Consider the following 17,658-nt stretch of genomic DNA (forward strand, 5'->3'; position numbering starts at 1 on the left):
CACGCGGGGGAGGGTCACTTGACCGACCCCGCCGTCAGGCCGGCCTTCCAGAACCGCTGGAGGAGGATGAACGCGAGGACGAGGGGGAGCACCGCGAGGAGCGAGCCCATGATCACCACCGGGTAGTACTCGGGAGAGACGGTCGCCTGGCTGTTCCACTGGAACAGACCCAGGCTCACTGGGTAGAGCTTCTGGTTGGACAGCATCACCATCGGCAGGAAGAAGTTGTTCCAGATCGTGGTGAGCTGGAAGAGGAAGACCGTGATCAGGCCAGGGGTGAGCATCCGCAGCGACACGCGCGCGTACGTCGTCAGCTCCCCGGCGCCGTCGACGCGGGCCGCCTCCAGGACCTCGTTCGGCACATATCCCTGGGCGAAGATGCGCCCCAGATACACGCCGAACGGGTTGAACAGGACCGGGATGAACACCGACCAGAAGGTGTTCACGACGCCGGTCTCCGACGCGATCAGGTACAGCGGCAGCGCGAGCACCGTCTGCGGCACCATCACCGCGGCGAGGACGAGCCCGAAGAGCTTCTCCTTGTGCCGGAAGTGGTACTTGTCGAAGGCGTACCCGCAGGCCACGCTGATCATCGAGCCGATCGCCGCGCCGAGGACCGCGTACAGCAGACTGTTGCCGTACCAGCGGCTGTAGAGGCCGCCGTCCATCGCGAACAGGTCCTTGAGGTTCTGGACCAGGGAGAAGTCGCTGAAGGACAGGATGTTGCTCTGGAAGAGCGCGTCACGGGACTTCGTCGAGGCGAGGACCAGCCACAGCGCCGGCAGCATCGTGTAGAGCACGGAGATCGCGACCACGGCGTTGACGGTCGTGCGGCCCAGGAGCCTGGGGCGCAGCAGCGTCGACTTGCTCAGCTCGGCAGTGGTCATCGGGCGTTCTCCTCGGCGGAGTCGACACGGTTGGTCCAGCGGGTGACGCCGTAGGAGACGCCGATGGTGAGGATCAGGAGGATCACCGAGGCGGCGGCCGCCAGCGAGTAGTTGTTGCGGCTGAACGCGGCGTCGTAGATGTACATGCTCGGCGAGAACCGGGCACCGACCATCGCCGACGACTGGTGCAGCAGCGCCGGTTCGGTGAACAGCTGCAGCGCCCAGATCAGGGTGAACATCGCGACCATCACGATCGAGGAGCGCACCAGCGGCGCCTTCACCTGAAGCGCGGTGCGCACCGGCCCCGCGCCGTCGACGACCGACGCCTCCAGGACCTCACGGGGGACCGCCTGCAGGGCCGCGTAGAAGACGACCATGTTGTAGCCGATGTTCGACCACAGCGCGATGTTCACGATCGACGGGATCGTGGTGTGCAGGCCCAGGAAGTCGACGGTGATGTCGGCCTTCGCGAACAGGTCGATGATCGGGCTGAGTCCCGGCGTGTACAGGTACAGCCAGATCAGCGCGCCGATGATGCCGGGCACCGCGTGCGGCAGGAACAGTCCCAGCTGGGCCCAGGAGCGCAGCTTGACGACACCCGAGTCGAGCAGCAGCGCGAGCACCAGCGAGCCGATCACCATCAGCGGGATGTAGATCAGGCAGTAGAGGCCGACCGTGCCGAGCCCGGAGAGGAACGAGGGGTCGGTGAGCACGGCGGCGTAACTGCGCAGGCCCACGAAGACCGTGCGCTCCGGGCCGAAGCCGAGGCCCGGCTGGTCGTCGCTGAAGAAGCTCAGCCACACCGCGGTGCCGACCGGGATCAGGAAGACGAGGACGAGGAGGAGGAAGAACGGGGCCATCAGGACGCCCGCGGCGCCGCCGCGGCGGCGGCCCGCCGCACGCCGGGACGTGCGTCCGGAGGTCTCCTGGTCGCGTACGGTCGCGGTGGCCGTCGCGGGGGAATGGGTGGTCGCGGTCATGGGAGTCACCTGCCTTTCGGGGTGCGGGCGGTCACGTGGTGTGCTGGGTGGTGTCGAGGCCGAGCGCCTTCAGGTCGGGCATCGTGCCGTCCTGGGTGGCGCGCATCGAGGACTCGAGCGTGCCGGAGCCGGCCGCGGCGCGGGTGAAGGCGTCCTGCATGACCTGGCCGGTCGCGGTCATCCGCGGGCCCCACACCCAGCCGTCCCGGATCTTGTGGGCCTCCTGCTCGAACAGCGGGTAGATGTCCTGGCCGCCGTAGTAGTCACGGTCGAAGGCGGCCCGGCCGACCTCGATCAGCTCGGAGACCGCCGGGTACTGGCTGCTGGCGCCGCTGGAGAGACGGGCCTTGAGCGCGTCGGGGCTGGAGACCTGCCACTCGATGAACTCCATGGCGGCCTCGGGGTTCCTGCTGTCCTTCGTCACGGCGAACGTCGAGCCGCCGTTGGTGCCGAGGGAGGGCCGGTCCGGGTCCCACTGCGGCTGCGGGGCGATGCGCCACAGGCCCTTCTGCTCGGGACGGGCGTTCATCTGTGCGCCCGCGTCCCAGGCGCCGCTGTGCCGGGTCAGCACCAGGCCGTTGCCGATCTGGGCGTCGTTGGCGCGGCTGTTGGGGTTGTTGGCGTAGACGAGGTCCTCGTCGAGGAGGCGCTGCCAGTACTGGGACACGCGCCGAGTGGGTGCGTCGGCCAGCGAGACGTTCCAGGCGCCCTTCGACGTGTCGAACCACTGCGCGCCGGCCTGCCAGCAGAGCCCGGAGTAGAGGCCGATGTCGAGGGCGAAGATGCACACCTTGCGGTTTCCGCCGGTGCGGCGCACGGCACGGGCCAGGTCCGCGTACGCGTCCCAGGTGGTGGGCACCTCGAAGCCGTACTTGTCGAACAGGTCCTTGCGGTAGTGCAGCACCATCGGTTCGACGTCGAGCGGCACGCTGTAGGTGCGCCCCTCGAAGGTGGTCAGGCCGAGCGCCTGCGGCAGGAGCTTCTTGCGCAGGTCGTCGCTGATCATCGAGGTGATGTCACGGGTGACGCCGTCGATCGCGAAGCCGGGCACCTGGGGGTACTCGATGGTGGCGACGTCGGGGGCGTTTCCCGCCCGCGCGGCGTTGCTCAGCTTGAGATAGCCGCCGGCATTGCCGGAGGGTATCTGCTCGAAGTTGACCTGGATGTGGTCGTGGGTCTTGTTGAACTCGTCCACCACCTCCTGGCTGCCGCGCAACGCGGACCAGAACGTGATGGTGGTCGTGCCTCTGCTGCCTTTGCTGCTGGTCCTGCTGCTGCTCTGCGATGACGCGCTGTCGGATCCGCTGCAGGCGCTCAGTGCGCCCGTCAGCGGCAGCGCGGTGATCGCGGCGAGCATGGATCGACGGCTCTGTCGACCAGGCATGGGCGCCTCCCGCGGCTCCTGCGTGTTCGAGTCACGGGAATACTGATCGGCTGAGCGGTCGCGGTCAATAGATCGATCAGAAGAAAATGAAACGGTCAAACGCTCACTGCGGAATGTGAGTTGAGGCCGGGGTCGACGGGGCGGGCGATGCCTGCTGGGTGGAGCCGCGCACGTTCAGCGCCGGCAGCAGTTCCAGGCGCCGCGCCGGTCCCGACGTGTCCCCCCGCTCCAGGCGCCGCAACAGCAGTTCGGCCGCCGCCCGGCCGATCTCCGCCTTGGGCGGCGAGACGGCTGTCAGGGGCGTGGTGCCGAGTCCGGCCACCACGTCGTCGTACGCGACCGCCGAACAGTCCTCCGGGACGCGCACCCCGTTGTCACGCAGACTCTGTACGAGCATCAGCGCGTCCACGTCACCGTGCAGGATCGCCGCGGTCGCCCCCAACTCGGCCAGCAGCGAGGGGAGTTCGACGGGCTGCTCGGCGTGCTCGGTGGCGGGGTCGGCAGCCGCCCCGGGCGAGCTGAGGGCGACCGCCCAGGCGTCGATGTCCGGATGGGCGGCGGCGACCTCGGCGAACGCGGAACGCAGCGCGCGGGCCGTCGGGCTGTCGTCGCGCGCGGCGAGCACGATGCGCCGGTGACCGAGGCCCGTGAGGTGGTCGAGGGCGAGATGGATGCCGTACCAGTGGTCCGTGCACACCGTGTCCATGGCGTGCAGCGCGCTGCCGCGCCGGGGCCTGCGCTCCATCACGACGGCCGGCACGTCCAGGCGCGCCAGCCACGCGTAGTCGGCCTCCTCCGTGGCGCGGCTGCGCCAGCGCGGGGCGATCAGCAGCCCGCGCGCACCGTCCGCCAACGCCCGCTCCACGATGGGCTGTTCGGCCCCGGAGACGGGCGGCGCGATGTGCAGGCCGATCCGGATCCCGGCCTCCTCGAACGTGGTCCTTGCGCCGTGCAGCATCTCGTACAGGTACGCGTGCCGCTCGGGCACGACCACCGCGACCGGGCCGCCGTCCGGCATCGGCTCCGGCGGCGCCGCGGCCTGTCGCTGCTCGGGCAGGACGGGGCGCGCGACGCCGTGGCCGCGGCGCAGCTTGCCCTCGCGGGCCAGCTCCTCCACGTCGCGGCGGAGCGTCACCACCGACACCGCGAGCTCGGTGGCGAGATCGCTGACCCGGGTCGCGCCGCGCGACTGCACCACGGCGAGGATCCGCTGCCGCCTGAGATCGACCGGTTCGCGCATGCTGATGGCCCCCTCACAACCCGATGTTCGTTTGAGCGCTTCACTGAACGTTTCGCGCTTGGGCCGCAGCATAACCAGGGGGTAGCGGCCGGGGTCAGCCTTCGGCGGATTTCGGTTCCGACGGCAGCAGGTCGAGCGCGATGCCGAAGTGCCGGCCATAGGCGTCGAGCACGGCGGCATCGGTGCCGAGCTCGCGGTCGGTGCGCCGCCCGTCGACGGTCGTCGTGAGCGTATGACCGCTGAGGGTGATCCGGCCGTCCTCGGTCAGTCGGGAGCAGACCAGGGACCGGGTGAAGTGCGAGGCGGGCGAGGTGCGGTGGTACCAGGCGCCGGCCTCGAAGTCCCGGAGCTCGCGCGGGCGCTGGTCGAGCAGGTACTGGGGCTTCCCGTCCTGCACGACCAGCAGGTCGCCGTGCGCGGCGTCCTCGATCCGGAAGACTCCGCCCGGGTCCCGCTGGTCGCCCCGCTCGTCGTACACGAGGGGGAGGTGGCAGAACGCGCCGAAACCGATGTCCGCGAGCAGGTCCCCGCCGTCGGCCGTGCGCACCCGCAGCGCCATGTGGTCGTACGGGATGCCGGGACGGCCGTCCTTGCCCACCACGCGTGCCTGCAACAGCGTCACCTCGAAGCCGAGGGAGCCGAGGAGCGCGGCGAACGCGCCGTTCAGTTCGTAGCAGAAACCGCCGCGGCGGCGGTCGACCACCTTCGCGACCAGCGCGTCCGACTCCAGCACCACGTCCTCGCCCAGATGCAGGGCGAGGTTCTCGAACGGCACCGACCGCAGATGCGCCAGGTGCAGCGCGCGCAGCGCCTCGGCGGTCGGGGCTGTGGGGCGCTCGGCCCCGATGCGGTGGAGATAGGCGTCGATACGGGTCTGATCCATGGAGCAAGTGTCACCGATCAGCAAGAGCGGTCACTGATCACGTGTGCTCGGGCCGGGCCTGACCGGCAACCGGCGCACGCTGTTGCCGACGAACCCGGAGTGCGCGGGCAGTTCGTCGTCCGGCACCGCGAGGTCGAGAGCGGGGAACCGGGCGAACAGCCGCTCCAGGGCCACGGTCGCCTCCAGCCGGGCGAGCGGCGCGCCCAGGCAGTAGTGCGCGCCGTGCCCGAGGGAGAGATGGCGGCCCTTCGCCGGACGGGTGACGTCGAAGCGGGCGGCGTCCGCGCCATGTGCGTCCACGTCCCGTCCGGCCCCCGAATATCCGGCGAGCACCGGCGTGCCGCGGGGGATCACCGTGCCGTCGACGGTGAGGTCCCGGGTGGGATAGCGGAACGGGAAGTAGCTCACCGGGCTGTCCCAGCGCAGCGTCTCCTCCACGACGTCCGACCACGTGGCCGCGCCCTCGCGCACCAGGTCGAGCTGCTCGCGGTGTCCGCACAGCGCACGCACCGCGTTCGTGATCAGGTTCAGCGTCGTCTCGTGCCCGGCCACCACGAACAGGAGCAGTGTGCCGATCAGCTCCTCGGGGCTCAGCCGGTCACCGTCCTCCGCGCGGGCCGCGAGCAGCGCCGAGGTGAGGTCGTCGCCCGGCTCCCGGGTGCGTGCCGCGACGATACGCGCGAGGACCGCCACCATCTCCTGGTTGGCCGCGACCGACTCCTCGGGGGTCGTGTCCGTGGCGACGACCTGGCTCGACAGATGGTGCAGCCGGTCCCTGAACTCGGTGTCCACACCGAACAGTTCACAGATGACGCTCATCGGCAGCGGCAGCGCGAAATGCCGGCGCAGCTCGACGACACCGTCGGCGGCCGCCGCGTCCGCGACCGCGTCGAGCAGACCGTCGACCAACTCCTCGACGCGGGGCCGCAGCTGCTCCACCCGGCGTGCGGTGAACGCCCGGCTCACCAGGGAGCGCAACCGGCGATGGTCGTCCCCGTCCGCCGTCGTCATCCCGGGAACCGTCGCGAACGTGCGCAGCGGCCAGCCCTCAGGTATGCGCCCTTCCGCCAGCGCCGTGAAGTGCCGGGCGTCCTTGGCGACGTCGGGGTGCGACAGGAACTCCCTGAGGGCGTCGTGACCGAGCACGACCGCGCCCGGCACGTCACCCGGCAGCAGCACGGGCGCGACCGCGCCGCGCGCCATCAACCGCGCGTTGAGCGCGTGCGGGCAGCCACCCGCGGGATCGATGCGGTGGGGCAGGGCGGCGGGACCGTCGGTCGAGGCGTCCATGGCACGGGTCAACGAGGTCTCCTGACGGGTCGGTTGACGCGCCCGGGGGACCGCCCGGCCGAGCCCGGCCCGTCGACTCCCCCCGAGCGCGGCGGCACCCGCGATCCTACGGCGATTCGGGCTTCGGTCCCAGGTCGTAGATGCGATCCAGGAGCCACTCCTCGTTGCCCGCGAGGCCCGCCCTGCGCAGCGCTTCGTCCGCCTCCGCGATGGGCACGGCGAGGACGGACGCCGTGGACGGCGGTTCCGTGCCCGACAGCGCGGCGCGCGCCGTGTGCAACAGCCGCAGGCAGGCCTGCGCCGCCGCCAACTCGTGGTTCTTCGCCTGCTGACCCTGCTTGCCGGTGCTCCTGGTTCCATACATGGCTCCACTCTCGCGCACGGGTCTGACAATCCCCCGCCAATGGGGCGGGACTAGGCTCGTGGGGAACACGTAAGGAGGGACGCACCCTTGTCATCGCACGCACTGCCGCTGTTCGATCCGGCGGCAGGCCAAGGCGCCCGGCAGTTCGCCGAGTTGGGGCTCGCCCTGGTGCTGTCGACGCTGATCGGAGCCGAGCGCGCGGTCCAGCAGAAGAGCGCGGGACTACGCACACACACGCTCGTCGGGGTGGGCAGCGCCCTGTTCATGGAAGTCTCCCAGCACGGATTCAACTCCCTGCTGGGCGTGGACGGTGTCGCGCTTGACCCGTCACGCGTCGCGGCGCAGATCGTCTCCGGCATCGGGTTCATCGGCGGCGGGCTCATCTTCGTAAGAAGAGACGCCGTACGCGGTCTCACCACCGCCGCGACCGTCTGGCTCACCTGCGCCATAGGCATGGCCTGCGGCGGCGGACTGCCCCTGCTCGCGATCGCCGCGACCGCCTGTCACTTCCTTGTCGTGCGCGGCTATCCCTGGGTCAGCCGCCGGATCCCCGCCCTGGCCACGGAACGGCGCACAGGCCTGCATCTCGCGTACGTGGTCGGCAGCAGTGTGCTGACCCGTGTCCTGGAGGAGTGCACGAGCCGCGGCTTCCGCGTTCTCGAAGTGCGCACCGACCGCACCGACTGGGACGCGGCGTCGGGGCGGCGCGGCACCATCGCCGTAAGGATGGAGATCGAGGGCGCCGCGGAGGTGCCCCAACTCGTCGCCGTGCTGGCCGAGTTGGACGGCGTGCTCGACGTGGCGTCGCTGGAGTCGGCCTCCGAGGAGTAGGGACCGGCGGGCGCCGGTCGGCGCTCACGGCGTGCCGTGCCACGAGCGCCACAGCGCCGCGTACGCCCCGTCGGCCGCCACCAGCTCCTCGTGCGGGCCGAGTTCGGTGAGCCGGCCGTCCTCCATCACGGCGACCCGGTCGGCGTCGTGCGCCGTGTGCAGCCGGTGGGCGACCGCGATCACGGTACGGCCGCGCAGCACCGCGGCCAGGGCGCGCTCGGTGTGCCGGGCGGTGGCCGGATCGAGCAGCGCCGTCGCCTCGTCCAGGACGACGGTGTGCGGGTCGGCCAGCACCACGCGGGCGAGGGCGAGTTGCTGGGCCTGGGGTCCGTCCGGGCGCAGGCCGCCCGCGCCGAGCTCGGTGTCGAGCCCGTCCGGCAGCGCGTCCACCCAGCGCGCTCCGACCGCGTCCAGCGCGGCCCGCAGCCGGTCGTCGTCCGCGTCCGGCGCCGCGATCCGCAGGTTGTCGCGGACCGACCCGAGGAAGACGTGGTGCTCCTGCGTGACGAGGACGATGTGCCGGCGCAGCTCCTCGGGCACGAGCGAGGTCACGGGGACGCCGCCGACGGTCACGCTGCCGGCGCGCGGCGCGTCGACGCCCGCGATCAGCTTGCTCAGCGTGGTCTTGCCCGCGCCCGACGGGCCGACCAACGCGAGCCGTTCACCGGGCCGCACGGTCAGCTCGACACCGCGCACGACATCGCCGCCGTCGTACGCGTAGTGCACGCCGCGCAGCTCGACGGCGTCGCCGACGGGCGTGTCCGTGCCGGCGCACGCCGTCCGCGCGACGTCGCCGATGCCCTCCACACGGGCGAACGAGGCCCCGCTGCTCTGGAGTTGCTCCACCCAGAACAGGATCGTGTCCAGCGGCCCCGACAACTGGCGCAGGTACAGGGCGCAGGTGACGACCGCGCCCAGGGAGAGCAGTCCGTGCGTGTGCAGGGTGCCGCCCACCAGGACGACGCCGACGACGGGAACGGCGTACGAGAAGTCCACCGTCGGGAACAGCACCGTGCGCAGGAACAGCGTGCGCATCCGGGCGCCGTAACTGTGCCGGATCGCCTCCTCGGACGCGGCGATCCGCTGCCGCTGCAGGCCGAACGCCTCGACGGTCCGTGCCTGCGTCGCCGTCGCCGCGAACTGTTCCGCCAGGTGGGACTCCGCCTCACCCTGTTCGAGGTACGCGGTGCGGGCCCGGCGCAGATACCAGCGGACCACCACCGGGACGGCGGCCAGCCCGAGCAGCGCGACCGCGCCGAGCAGCGGTGCCACCAGGCATACCGCCCCGATCAGGAACAACGCCTGGGCCAGCGACACGAACACGTCCGGGCCCGCGTCGCGCAGCGTCGTCGCGACCGAGCCGATGTCGTTGGTGCCCCGGTTGGTGAGGTCGCCGGGACCGGCGCGGTCCACCACCGAGGCGGGCAGGGACAGCGCCCGGTCCACGAACCGGTCCCGTACCCGGGCCGCGGCCCGTTCCCCGAACCGGTGCCCCACCAGGCGGGCCCAGCGCGCGCACAGCAGCTGGACCACGGCGAAGCACAGGATCACCAGCGCCGCCCGGTCGACGTGCCCGACCGTGGTCCCGCCGCGCACGTCGTCGACGATGCGCCCCAGCAACCAGGGCCCCACGGTCCCGGCGGCCGCGGCACAGCAGTTGAGCACGACCGTCCCCGCGAAGGCCCGCCGGTCCGCGCGGATCAGCGCGAGGGCGGCGCGCCGCACGGTGGGCCGGTCGGCGACGGGAAGGGAGGACGCGGGCGCGCTCAAGCGAGGTCTCCGGTGACGGGTGGGGCGGTGTCGAGCGGGCCGGTGTCGACGGGGGCGCCGGGCGCGCGGGTGTCCGGGCCGGGGGAGGCCGCGCCGTCGGGGGAGGCCGCCCTCTCGGCGCCGTCGGACGCCGCCACCCCACCCGCACCGTCGGACGCCGCCACCCCACCCGCACCGTCGGACGCCGCCACCCCACCCGCACCGTCGGGCCCCGCCGGCTCGTCCACTCCGCGTGCCACCAGGGCCCGGTACTCAGCGTTCCGCGCGAGGAGTTCCCGGTGGCGGCCGACCGCGCGGGCCGTTCCGTCGGTCAGGAAGTAGACGACATCGGCCCGGTCCAGGAGCAGCGGGGACGTCCCCGTCACCAGGGTGGTGCGGCCGTGCCGGGCCGTGCGCAGCCGGTCGGCGGCACGGGCCTCCGTGTGGGCGTCCAGGGCGGAGGTGGGCTCCACGGCCAGGAGGATCTCCGGGTCGGCGAGCAGCGCCCGGGCCAGGCGCACCCGTTGGCGCTGGCCACCCGAGAGATTGCGGGCCTGCGCGAGGAGTTCGGCGTCGGCGCCGCCGGGCAGGCCCGCGATCACGTCGTCGGCCGCCGCGTCGTGCAGCGCCCGCGTCACCGCCGCCTCGTCCGGCGCGTACCGGCCCGCGACGGCTCGGCGGACGGTGCCCGCGAACAGGCCCGCCTCGTGATCGGCGAGCAGGACGCGCTCCCGTACCTCGCTCAGCGCCACGGCGTCCAGGGGCAGGTCGCCCCACGTCGCGGCCGAGGGGGAGAAGCGCCCGAGCCGGTCGAGCACGGCGGCCGCGGCCCCGGGTTCCGCCGAGACCACCGCCGTGAACCGGCCCGGCTCCACCGACACCCCGGACACCGGGTCGTGCAGCACCGCGTCCCGCGGCGGCCCGGGCACGGGGGAGCGGTGCCCGTCGTCCTCCGGCGCGAGCGTCAGGAAGCGCAGCACGCGCCGCGCGGCGACGAGCCCGCGCCCCAGGTCGTAGCCGCCCTCGATGAAGGCCTGCACCGGGATCACCAGCATCGCCACGTACCCGTACACGGCGACCAGGTCGCCCACGGACAGGTCGCCCTGCGCGGCCATCCGCGCGGCGAGCCAGGTGACGCAGGCCAGGAAGAGTGCCGGAAGGCCGATCGCGAGGGCCTGGATCCAGCTCATCACCCCGGCGACCCGGTACCCCTCGTCGCGCAGCCGCGCCGTGTCCTGCCGCAGGCGCCGCGCATGGACGTCCTTGCCGCCGAGCCCGGCCAGCACCCCGAGCCCGCCGACGAGATCGGCGAGCCGCGCCGCGAGCGCGCCCTGCTGATCGCGGTAGCCGGACTCGACGCCCTGCAGCCGGGTCAGCAGTGGCCCCAGACAGACCGCGAGCAGCGGCACGCCGAGCAGGATCACGGCCGCGAGGAGCCCCGAGATCGACAGCAGCAGCCCGGCCACGACGACGTACGCGACGACCGCACCCACGCCGGGCCCCGCCATCGTCAGGGTCTGGCTGATGAGCCGGACGTCACCGACGGCGATGGTGACGACCTCCCCGGCGGCGACCCGGCGCGCGAGCACCGCCCCCAGCCGCGTGGCGTGCCGCGCCAGGAGCCGGGTCGTGCGGTACGTCGCGTCGAGCCGCACCCGCGTCATCGTGCGGTGCCGCATGATCGCCAGCCAGGCGTTGACCGCGCCCACGGCCAGCAGCACACCGCACCAGCCGTACAGGGCGCCGGAACTGCCGGCCTCCAGCCCGTCGTCGATCGTGCGCGAGAGGACGTACGGGGGCAGCGTGAGCCCCACCATCCACGCGCTGCCGAACAACGCACCGGACAGCACGCGCCCGCGTTGACGCGCCATCAGCCACCAGATGAAGCGCATCGGGCCGCGCAGGTCGGGCATGCCGGGTTCACCCCCGGGCAACCGCGTGGTGCTGTCACTCATCTCCGCACCCTACGAGGCACGGGGAGAGCCACGGAAGATCACCTACGGGTCAGGTGCAGCCGCAGGCCGTCCGGCATGAGCGTCAGCCGCTCCGCCACCTTCAGCCGGTAGCCCGGCTCGGGCCGCAGGTCGTAGCGGCGCAGCAGCAGACCCAGCACCAGCGTGGCCTCGTGCAGGGCGAACTGCCGCCCGATGCAGGCCCGCGCACCCGTCCCGAACGGCTTGAAGACATGCGCCGGACGGGCCCGCACCGCCTGCGGCGCGAACCGGTCCGGGTCGAAGGTCTCCGGGTTCTCGCCCCACGCCGCCGGATCGCGGTGCAGCATCGTCGTCAGGACCAGGGCCCACGCGCCGCGCCGCATCGGGTGCGTCCCGCCGAGCGTCGTGTCGGTGATCGCCTCGCGCGCGAACGCGGGAGCCGTCGGCCACAGCCGCAGCGACTCGTCCAGCACCCGCCGCAGATACCGGAGCTTCGCGACCTGCTGGTACGCCGGAACCGGGGCGTCGCCCCAGACCCGGTCGACCTCCTCCTGCGCCGTGGCCAGGACGTCGGGGTTCTGCGCGAGGTAGTGCAGGGCGAAGGAGAGCGCGCCGGACGTCGTCTCGTGCCCGGCCACCAGGAACGTGATGACCTGGCGCCGGATGTTCTCGGGCGCGAGCCGCTCGCCCGTCTCCGGGTGCGCCACCTCCAGCATCCGGTCCAGCAGGTCGCCGGGCCCGCCGCCGGACGCCCGCCGCGCGGCGATCACGTCGTCGACGGTGCGGTTCAGATAGGCGCGGTCCGCCGCGTTGCGCTTCTCCGCGCCGCGCAGCAGGGACGACAGCAGCGGCGGCACCACGTTGCGGCGCTGCGCGAAGGACAGCGCGCCCACCATCGCCGTCACGAACGGATGCAGCCGCTCACGCTCGAACGACCCGAAGTCGTGCCCGAACCCGGTCCGCGCGATGGTCTCCAGGGTCAGCTTCGTCATGTCGCCGGGCACGTCCACCGACCGCCCGGCGGCCTCGCTCGTGTCCCACGCGGCCATCAGCTGCCCGGCCACGTCGAGCATCAGCGGGTGGTAGCCCTCCATCGCCTCGCGGCTGAACCCGGGCGCCAGAATGTCGTGCGCCAGCTGCCAGTTCGGCTCGTGGTTGTACGCCGTGAACAGTCCGTCCCCCGCGACCGGACGCAGATTGGCGACCCCGAGCCCGACATGCTTGGCGAACCGGGACTCGTCCGCCAGCTCCGCCGCGAGGTCTGCGCCCCACACGAACACGATCTCCTTGCCGAACCCCTTGCGCCGGAAGATCGGTCCCAGGTCGGCGGCGATCCGCATGGAGTCCTGCAACGGCGTACGGACATTGGCGCCGACGACGTCACCGATCAGCGGCACCCGGCGCGGCGGGTGCGGGATCCGGTCCAGGCGCGGCCAGCCCTGCTCGGCACTGCGAAACCCGCGCGGCAGCGTGGCGTCGGCCGACTGTGTCATCTGAGCCATCGAGCCCATCTCCCCTGCGCCACCGGCGGATTGGGGCGCCGGAGACACCTTGTTAGACGTGGATTCAATAATGCGCCTCAGTGTGCGGCTGTTATTGAACTCACGTCAAGTAAGGCGCTGTCCGTCCAGTAGGGTGCGGCCATGACGGCAGAGCGGACGACCAGGCGCAGGCTCAGCACGGAGCAGCGCAGGGAGCAACTCCTGTCCGTGGGAGCCAAGTTGTTCGCGCAGAGTCCCTACGACGACGTGTGGATCGAGCGGGTGGCCGAGATCGCGGGCGTCTCCCGTGGACTCCTCTACCACTACTTTCCGAACAAACGGGACTTCTTCGCGGCGGTCGTGCGGCGCGAGAGCGAGCGGATGCTGCGGCTCACCGCCGCCGTCCCCGGCATCCCGGTGCGCGAGCAACTCGGCGCCGGACTCGACACCTTCCTCGGCTACGTCGCCGCGCACGCCGAGGGCTTCCGCGCCTTCCACCGTGCCGAGTCCGCGGGTGATCCCGCCGTGCGGACCGTCTACCGGGAAGGACTCGCCGCGCAGGAGCAGCAGATCCTCGCCGCTCTCGCCGCCGACCCCGAGATCACCAAGCGCCTCCCGGAACCGGCGGCGCTGCGCCTCGCCGTGCGCGGCTGGCTCGCCTTCCTCGTCGCCGTCTGCCTGGACTGGCTCGACGAGCCGGAGCTGCCCCGCGAGCAGGTGCGGGACCTGTGCGCGCGGGCACTGCTCGGGGCGCTGTCCGGCTAGGTCGTGTCCGAGCCCTCTGTCGCCCGCGCGATCAAGGGATCGTAAGGAAAACTTGCAAGGCTGCCTGTCTAACTCTTACGGTGTCCTCATGTCAGGCATGTCAGGAACGCAGGGACCCGCGGCCGCCGAGCCGCCCACCGAGCGGATCGCCGCCGACCTCGCGACCGTCGTCGGGCGGCTCTCGCGGCGGCTGCGCACCGCGTCACCGGACAGCCTGCTCACACCTACCCAGCGCACCGTGCTCGCTCGGCTCGGCACGGAGGGCCCGGCCACCACGGCGGCGCTCGCCCGGTCCGAGTACGTGAAGCCGCAGTCGATGCGGCTCACCCTCGCGGCCCTGGAGGAGCGCGGCTTCGTCGCCCGCACCCCGGACCCGAACGACGGACGGCAGTCCGTCATGTCGATCACCGACAGCGGCCGCACCACCCTCGACGCCGTCCGTGCCGCCAAGCACGGCTGGCTCGCCCAGGCCCTCGACGCCGGGCTCGACCCGGCCGAGCGCCGCCTGCTCGCCGAGGCGACCGTGCTGCTCGAACGGCTGGTGGAGCAGTGAGCGGTGACGCGGGCGGCATAGCGGCGTCCGTCGCCGCACCGACGGCCCCCGCCGTCACCGGCTTCCGCGCCAAGCTCACGGCCCCGCTCCTGCTGGGCTCCGTGCTCAACCCGCTCAACACCACGATGATCTCCACCGCCCTGGTGGCGATCGGGCACCACTTCGGGGTGGGCGCCGCCGACACGGCCTGGCTGATCTCCGTCCTCTACCTCGCCAGCGCCGTGGCCCAGCCCGTCCTCGGCAAGCTCGCCGACGCCTACGGGCCGCGCCGGGTGTTCCTCGCGGGCCTCGTCGTGGTCTGCGCCTCCGGGCTCGTCGGCGTGTTCGCCCCCGCCTTCGGCTGGCTGATCGTCTCCCGGCTGCTGCTCGGCATCGGCACCTCGGCCGCCTACCCCGCCGCTATGGCGGTCCTGCGTGACGAGGGCCGCCGCGTCGGACGCCGCCCGCCGCGGCCGGTCATGGCCCGGCTCTCCTTCGCGGCGCTCGGCAGCGCCGCCGTCGGCCCCACACTCGGCGGGCTGCTCGTCACGGTCGTCGGCTGGCGCGGCATCTTCGCGGTCAACGTGCCGGTCTCCGTGATCGCGTTCGTCTGCGCCGTGCTGTGGATCCCGGCCGACCCGCCGCGCGGCACGGCCACCGAACCGGCGCCCCGACTGGCCCTCGACCCGCTCGGCATCGGCCTGTTCTCCACGGCCCTGACCGTCCTGGTCTTCTTCCTCCTCGACCTGTCCCACCCCATGTGGTGGCTGCTCGCCCCGTTCGCCGTGCTCACGGCCGCTCTGCTGTGGTGGCAACTGCGCTGCCGGACCCCCTTCATCGACGTACGGATGCTCGCCGGGAACGGCCCCCTCGCCCGCACCTATCTGCGCCACGGCGTGAGCTACCTGCTCATCTACTGCGTCATGTACGGCTTCACCCAGTGGCTGGAGGAGGGCCGCGGCTACTCCTCCGGACACACCGGGCTGCTCATGCTCCCGATGTCGCTCGCGGCCCTCGCCTGCTCGCTGATCGGCGCCCGCACCAAGGGCATCCGTGCCCCGCTCACCGTCGCCTGCGTCCTGCTGACCGCGGGCGCGGGACTGCTCACGCTGGTGTCCGGCTCCACGCCGCTCGGCGTGCTGCTGCTCGCGGGCGCCTGCTTCGGCATCCCGCAGGGCCTCATCGGGACCAGCAACCAGGCGGCCGTGCAGGAGTACGCGCCGGCCGCCGACATCGGCGCCGCGGCGGGCCTGCAGCGCACCGCCCAGTACATCGGCGCCATCACCGCGTCCAGCCTGATCGCCCTCGCCTACGGGCAGAGCGCCGACGACGCGGGACTGCACCTGATGGCGACGGCCTCGGTCGTCCTCGGCGTGCTGCTCGTCGCCCTCACCGTGACGGACCCGGCCCTGCGCAGGCGCTGAGCTCAGGGCCCCGGGAAGACACGTCCATGTCCCGACTCCCTTCGTGTGCGGGCCGGTGGCCGGCGCCGCTGCCCGAGCCTCACTCCGCGTCGTGGAGGACGAGACCCAGCGTGTGCCTGCGGCCGGAGCGGACCGTGCTCACCCCGTGCCGCATGGGGCCGTTCGACCAGCCGCGCACCGAACGCACCGGCCGGTCGCGGGTGGTGAAGACCAGTGCGTGCCCTTGGAGCAGGGCCGTGGCATGCCCGCGCGACTGGGCACGCGGCCGCTGCTCCGTCATCAGGAACTCACCGCCGGAATAGTCCGTGCCCGGCTCGTCCAGACCGATCACCACCTGCAGCGGGAACACCAACTCGCCGTACAGGTCCCGGTGCAGGGCGTTCCAGTCGCCGGGCCCGTAGCGCAACAGGATCGGCGTCGGGCGGGTCTGGCCCGCCGCGCGGCAGCGCTCCAGCCACGCGTCGAAGGTGTCCGGCCAGGGCGCCGGGCGGTTCAGCCGCCGCGCCCACTCCCGGGCGATCGGCAGCAGCCGCGGATAGAACGCCGCGCGCAACTCCCGTACGAGGTCGGGCAGCGGGTGGTCGAAATAGCGGTACTGGCCCCGGCCGAACCGGTAGCGGGCCATGTCGATCGTCGACCGGAAACGGTTCACGTCGTCGTAGAGCGCGGCCACGGCCCGGCACTCGGCCGCGGTGAGGACGGGCCGCGGCGACAGGGCACTGCCGAACTCGTCCAGTTCCGCCGTGAGTTCGGGCCAGTCGACGGCGGCGACGCGGTCGTGCGCGGTGCCGGGGGAGAAGGTGATCATGGGAGGCCGTCCGGGGCTGCAGCGGCCGTACAAGCGGTGTACGACCCGGTGGACAAGAGGTGACCGTTCCAGGCTGGCCCACCGTGCGAGGCGATTCCGGCGGAATTCGGACGTCGCGCTCCGTGCGGTAGTGTGACCGGGCCCTACAGCGCCACGAGAGAACGAGGAGGTGAGCCCGATCACCGCTGTGTCAGGTCGGGAGCTCCCTTCTCCCGTCGCGCGTCACGACCGCTCGGTCTGAGCCGGTCGGTCGCCGCGCGGCGACCGGGAGCCCCATCGGCATCCCGAGAGGTCACACCACACTCATGTCGGTATCCCCGTCACCCGTTCCACCCGCGTCCCTCGTCTCCGCCCTCCGCGCCGCCGGCTGCGTCTTCGCCGAGGACGAGGCGCGCGTCCTGTACGACACCGCCCGCGACGAAGCCGAACTGACCGCGATGGTCGAACGGCGCGCCGCCGGACTCCCGCTGGAACACGTCGTCGGCTGGGCCGAGTTCTGCGGGCTGCGCGTCGCCGTCGACCCCGGCGTCTTCGTACCGCGCCGCCGCACCGAATTCCTCGCCCGCCAGGCACTCGCCCGCACCCGGCCCGGCGCCACCGTCGTCGACCTGTGCTGCGGCACCGGCGCGGTCGCGGCGGTCCTGGCCGCACGCAGTCCCGGCCGGCTGCACGCCGCCGACCTGGACCCGGCCGCCGTGCGCTGCGCCCGCCGCAACCTCGGACCGCTCGGCGGCGAGGTCCACGAGGGCGACCTCTACGACCCGCTGCCCGCCGCACTCGCCGGGCAGGTCGACATCCTCATCGCCAACGGCCCGTACGTGCCCACGGGCGACGTGCCGCTGCTGCCCGCCGAAGCGCGCGACCACGAACGCCTGATCGCCCTGGACGGCGGCGCCGACGGGCTCGACGTACTGCGCCGGGTCGCCGCGCGGGCGCCGCGCTGGCTCGCGCCCGGCGGTCATCTCTTCGTGGAGACCAGCGAACGGCAGGCCGACGCGGCGCTGGCGGCGGTGCGCGCCGCCGGTCTGACGGCGCGCCTGGTCGAGGACGAAGAGCTCTACGCCACGGTCGTCGTCGGCACCGCCCGCCACGCCGGGCCGGCCTGA

16 protein-coding genes are annotated in these 17,658 nt (G+C 72.5%); 5 read left to right on the forward strand and 11 right to left on the reverse strand.

Annotation, left to right across the window (positions count from 1 at the left end; translation table 11 throughout):
* Window positions 1–14: 14 nt before the first annotated feature.
* The 7 genes from B072_RS0105380 to B072_RS0105410 form a co-directional block, all read right to left on the reverse strand.
* Entirely contained in the window at window positions 15–887 is an 873-nt protein-coding gene (locus tag B072_RS0105380) for a carbohydrate ABC transporter permease (protein WP_018528911.1), read from the reverse strand.
* Entirely contained in the window at window positions 884–1,867 is a 984-nt protein-coding gene (locus tag B072_RS0105385; RefSeq protein WP_018528912.1) for a carbohydrate ABC transporter permease, read from the reverse strand. The genes B072_RS0105380 and B072_RS0105385 overlap by 4 nt, the downstream gene beginning before the upstream one ends.
* Before the next feature lie 31 nt (window positions 1,868–1,898).
* Window positions 1,899–3,251 carry an ABC transporter substrate-binding protein gene (locus B072_RS0105390; RefSeq protein WP_026245477.1) on the reverse strand — a complete coding sequence of 451 codons (1,353 nt, stop codon included), beginning with the start codon at window positions 3,249–3,251 and terminating at the stop codon, window positions 1,899–1,901.
* A gap of 103 nt (window positions 3,252–3,354) precedes the next feature.
* Window positions 3,355–4,491 carry a substrate-binding domain-containing protein gene (locus B072_RS0105395; RefSeq protein ID WP_018528914.1) on the reverse strand — a complete coding sequence of 379 codons (1,137 nt, stop codon included), beginning with the start codon at window positions 4,489–4,491 and terminating at the stop codon, window positions 3,355–3,357.
* Between the two features lie 94 nt (window positions 4,492–4,585).
* Window positions 4,586–5,374: an arylamine N-acetyltransferase family protein gene (locus tag B072_RS0105400; protein WP_018528915.1), complete on the reverse strand. Its 789-nt coding sequence runs from the start codon at window positions 5,372–5,374 to the stop codon at window positions 4,586–4,588.
* 30 nt (window positions 5,375–5,404) lie between these two features.
* Complete coding sequence (locus B072_RS0105405; protein WP_018528916.1) at window positions 5,405–6,664, reverse strand: cytochrome P450 family protein; 1,260 nt, start codon at window positions 6,662–6,664, stop codon at window positions 5,405–5,407.
* A gap of 106 nt (window positions 6,665–6,770) precedes the next feature.
* The gene (locus B072_RS0105410; RefSeq protein ID WP_018528917.1) at window positions 6,771–7,028 is read right to left on the reverse strand and encodes a hypothetical protein; all 258 of its coding nucleotides are present in this window, start codon (window positions 7,026–7,028) and stop codon (window positions 6,771–6,773) included.
* An 87-nt stretch (window positions 7,029–7,115) separates the two neighbouring features.
* Between B072_RS0105410 and B072_RS0105415 the strand changes: the two genes are divergently transcribed.
* Window positions 7,116–7,859 carry an MgtC/SapB family protein gene (locus B072_RS0105415; protein ID WP_018528918.1) on the forward strand — a complete coding sequence of 248 codons (744 nt, stop codon included), beginning with the start codon at window positions 7,116–7,118 and terminating at the stop codon, window positions 7,857–7,859.
* 24 nt (window positions 7,860–7,883) lie between these two features.
* Here the strand turns inward: B072_RS0105415 and B072_RS0105420 are convergent, their stop codons facing one another.
* From B072_RS0105420 to B072_RS42490, 3 genes are read right to left on the reverse strand one after another with little or no spacing between them, the layout of a single operon-like run.
* Window positions 7,884–9,629: an ABC transporter ATP-binding protein gene (locus B072_RS0105420; protein WP_018528919.1), complete on the reverse strand. Its 1,746-nt coding sequence runs from the start codon at window positions 9,627–9,629 to the stop codon at window positions 7,884–7,886.
* Window positions 9,626–11,563: an ABC transporter transmembrane domain-containing protein gene (locus B072_RS42485; RefSeq protein ID WP_078506297.1), complete on the reverse strand. Its 1,938-nt coding sequence runs from the start codon at window positions 11,561–11,563 to the stop codon at window positions 9,626–9,628. The genes B072_RS0105420 and B072_RS42485 overlap by 4 nt, the downstream gene beginning before the upstream one ends.
* Window positions 11,564–11,601: 38 nt before the next feature.
* Window positions 11,602–13,044 (reverse strand): cytochrome P450, encoded by a 1,443-nt coding sequence (locus B072_RS42490; protein WP_018528921.1) that lies wholly within the window; start codon window positions 13,042–13,044, stop codon window positions 11,602–11,604.
* A gap of 141 nt (window positions 13,045–13,185) precedes the next feature.
* On the opposite strand from B072_RS42490, the gene B072_RS0105435 reads away from it, so the two are divergent.
* The 3 genes from B072_RS0105435 (at window position 13,186) to B072_RS0105445 (ending at window position 15,744) form a co-directional block, all read left to right on the forward strand.
* The gene (locus B072_RS0105435; protein WP_026245479.1) at window positions 13,186–13,788 is read left to right on the forward strand and encodes a TetR/AcrR family transcriptional regulator; all 603 of its coding nucleotides are present in this window, start codon (window positions 13,186–13,188) and stop codon (window positions 13,786–13,788) included.
* 97 nt (window positions 13,789–13,885) lie between these two features.
* On the forward strand, window positions 13,886–14,341 hold the full coding sequence (locus B072_RS0105440; protein ID WP_018528923.1) for a MarR family winged helix-turn-helix transcriptional regulator: 456 nt from the start codon (window positions 13,886–13,888) through the stop codon (window positions 14,339–14,341).
* Window positions 14,338–15,744 carry an MFS transporter gene (locus B072_RS0105445; RefSeq protein ID WP_018528924.1) on the forward strand — a complete coding sequence of 469 codons (1,407 nt, stop codon included), beginning with the start codon at window positions 14,338–14,340 and terminating at the stop codon, window positions 15,742–15,744. Before B072_RS0105440 ends, B072_RS0105445 begins: the two co-directional genes overlap by 4 nt.
* Window positions 15,745–15,823: 79 nt before the next feature.
* Here B072_RS0105445 and B072_RS0105450 read toward each other — a convergent pair whose 3' ends face one another.
* Window positions 15,824–16,552, reverse strand: a complete 729-nt coding sequence (locus tag B072_RS0105450; RefSeq protein ID WP_018528925.1) for a 2OG-Fe(II) oxygenase — start codon at window positions 16,550–16,552, stop codon at window positions 15,824–15,826.
* Window positions 16,553–16,857: 305 nt separating this feature from the next.
* On the opposite strand from B072_RS0105450, the gene B072_RS0105455 reads away from it, so the two are divergent.
* Window positions 16,858–17,658 (forward strand): putative protein N(5)-glutamine methyltransferase, encoded by an 801-nt coding sequence (locus B072_RS0105455; protein WP_018528926.1) that lies wholly within the window; start codon window positions 16,858–16,860, stop codon window positions 17,656–17,658.

Origin of the sequence: Streptomyces sp. HmicA12, assembly GCF_000373565.1 — a bacterium.
In the GTDB taxonomy this organism is placed as follows: Bacteria; Actinomycetota; Actinomycetes; order Streptomycetales; family Streptomycetaceae; genus Streptomyces.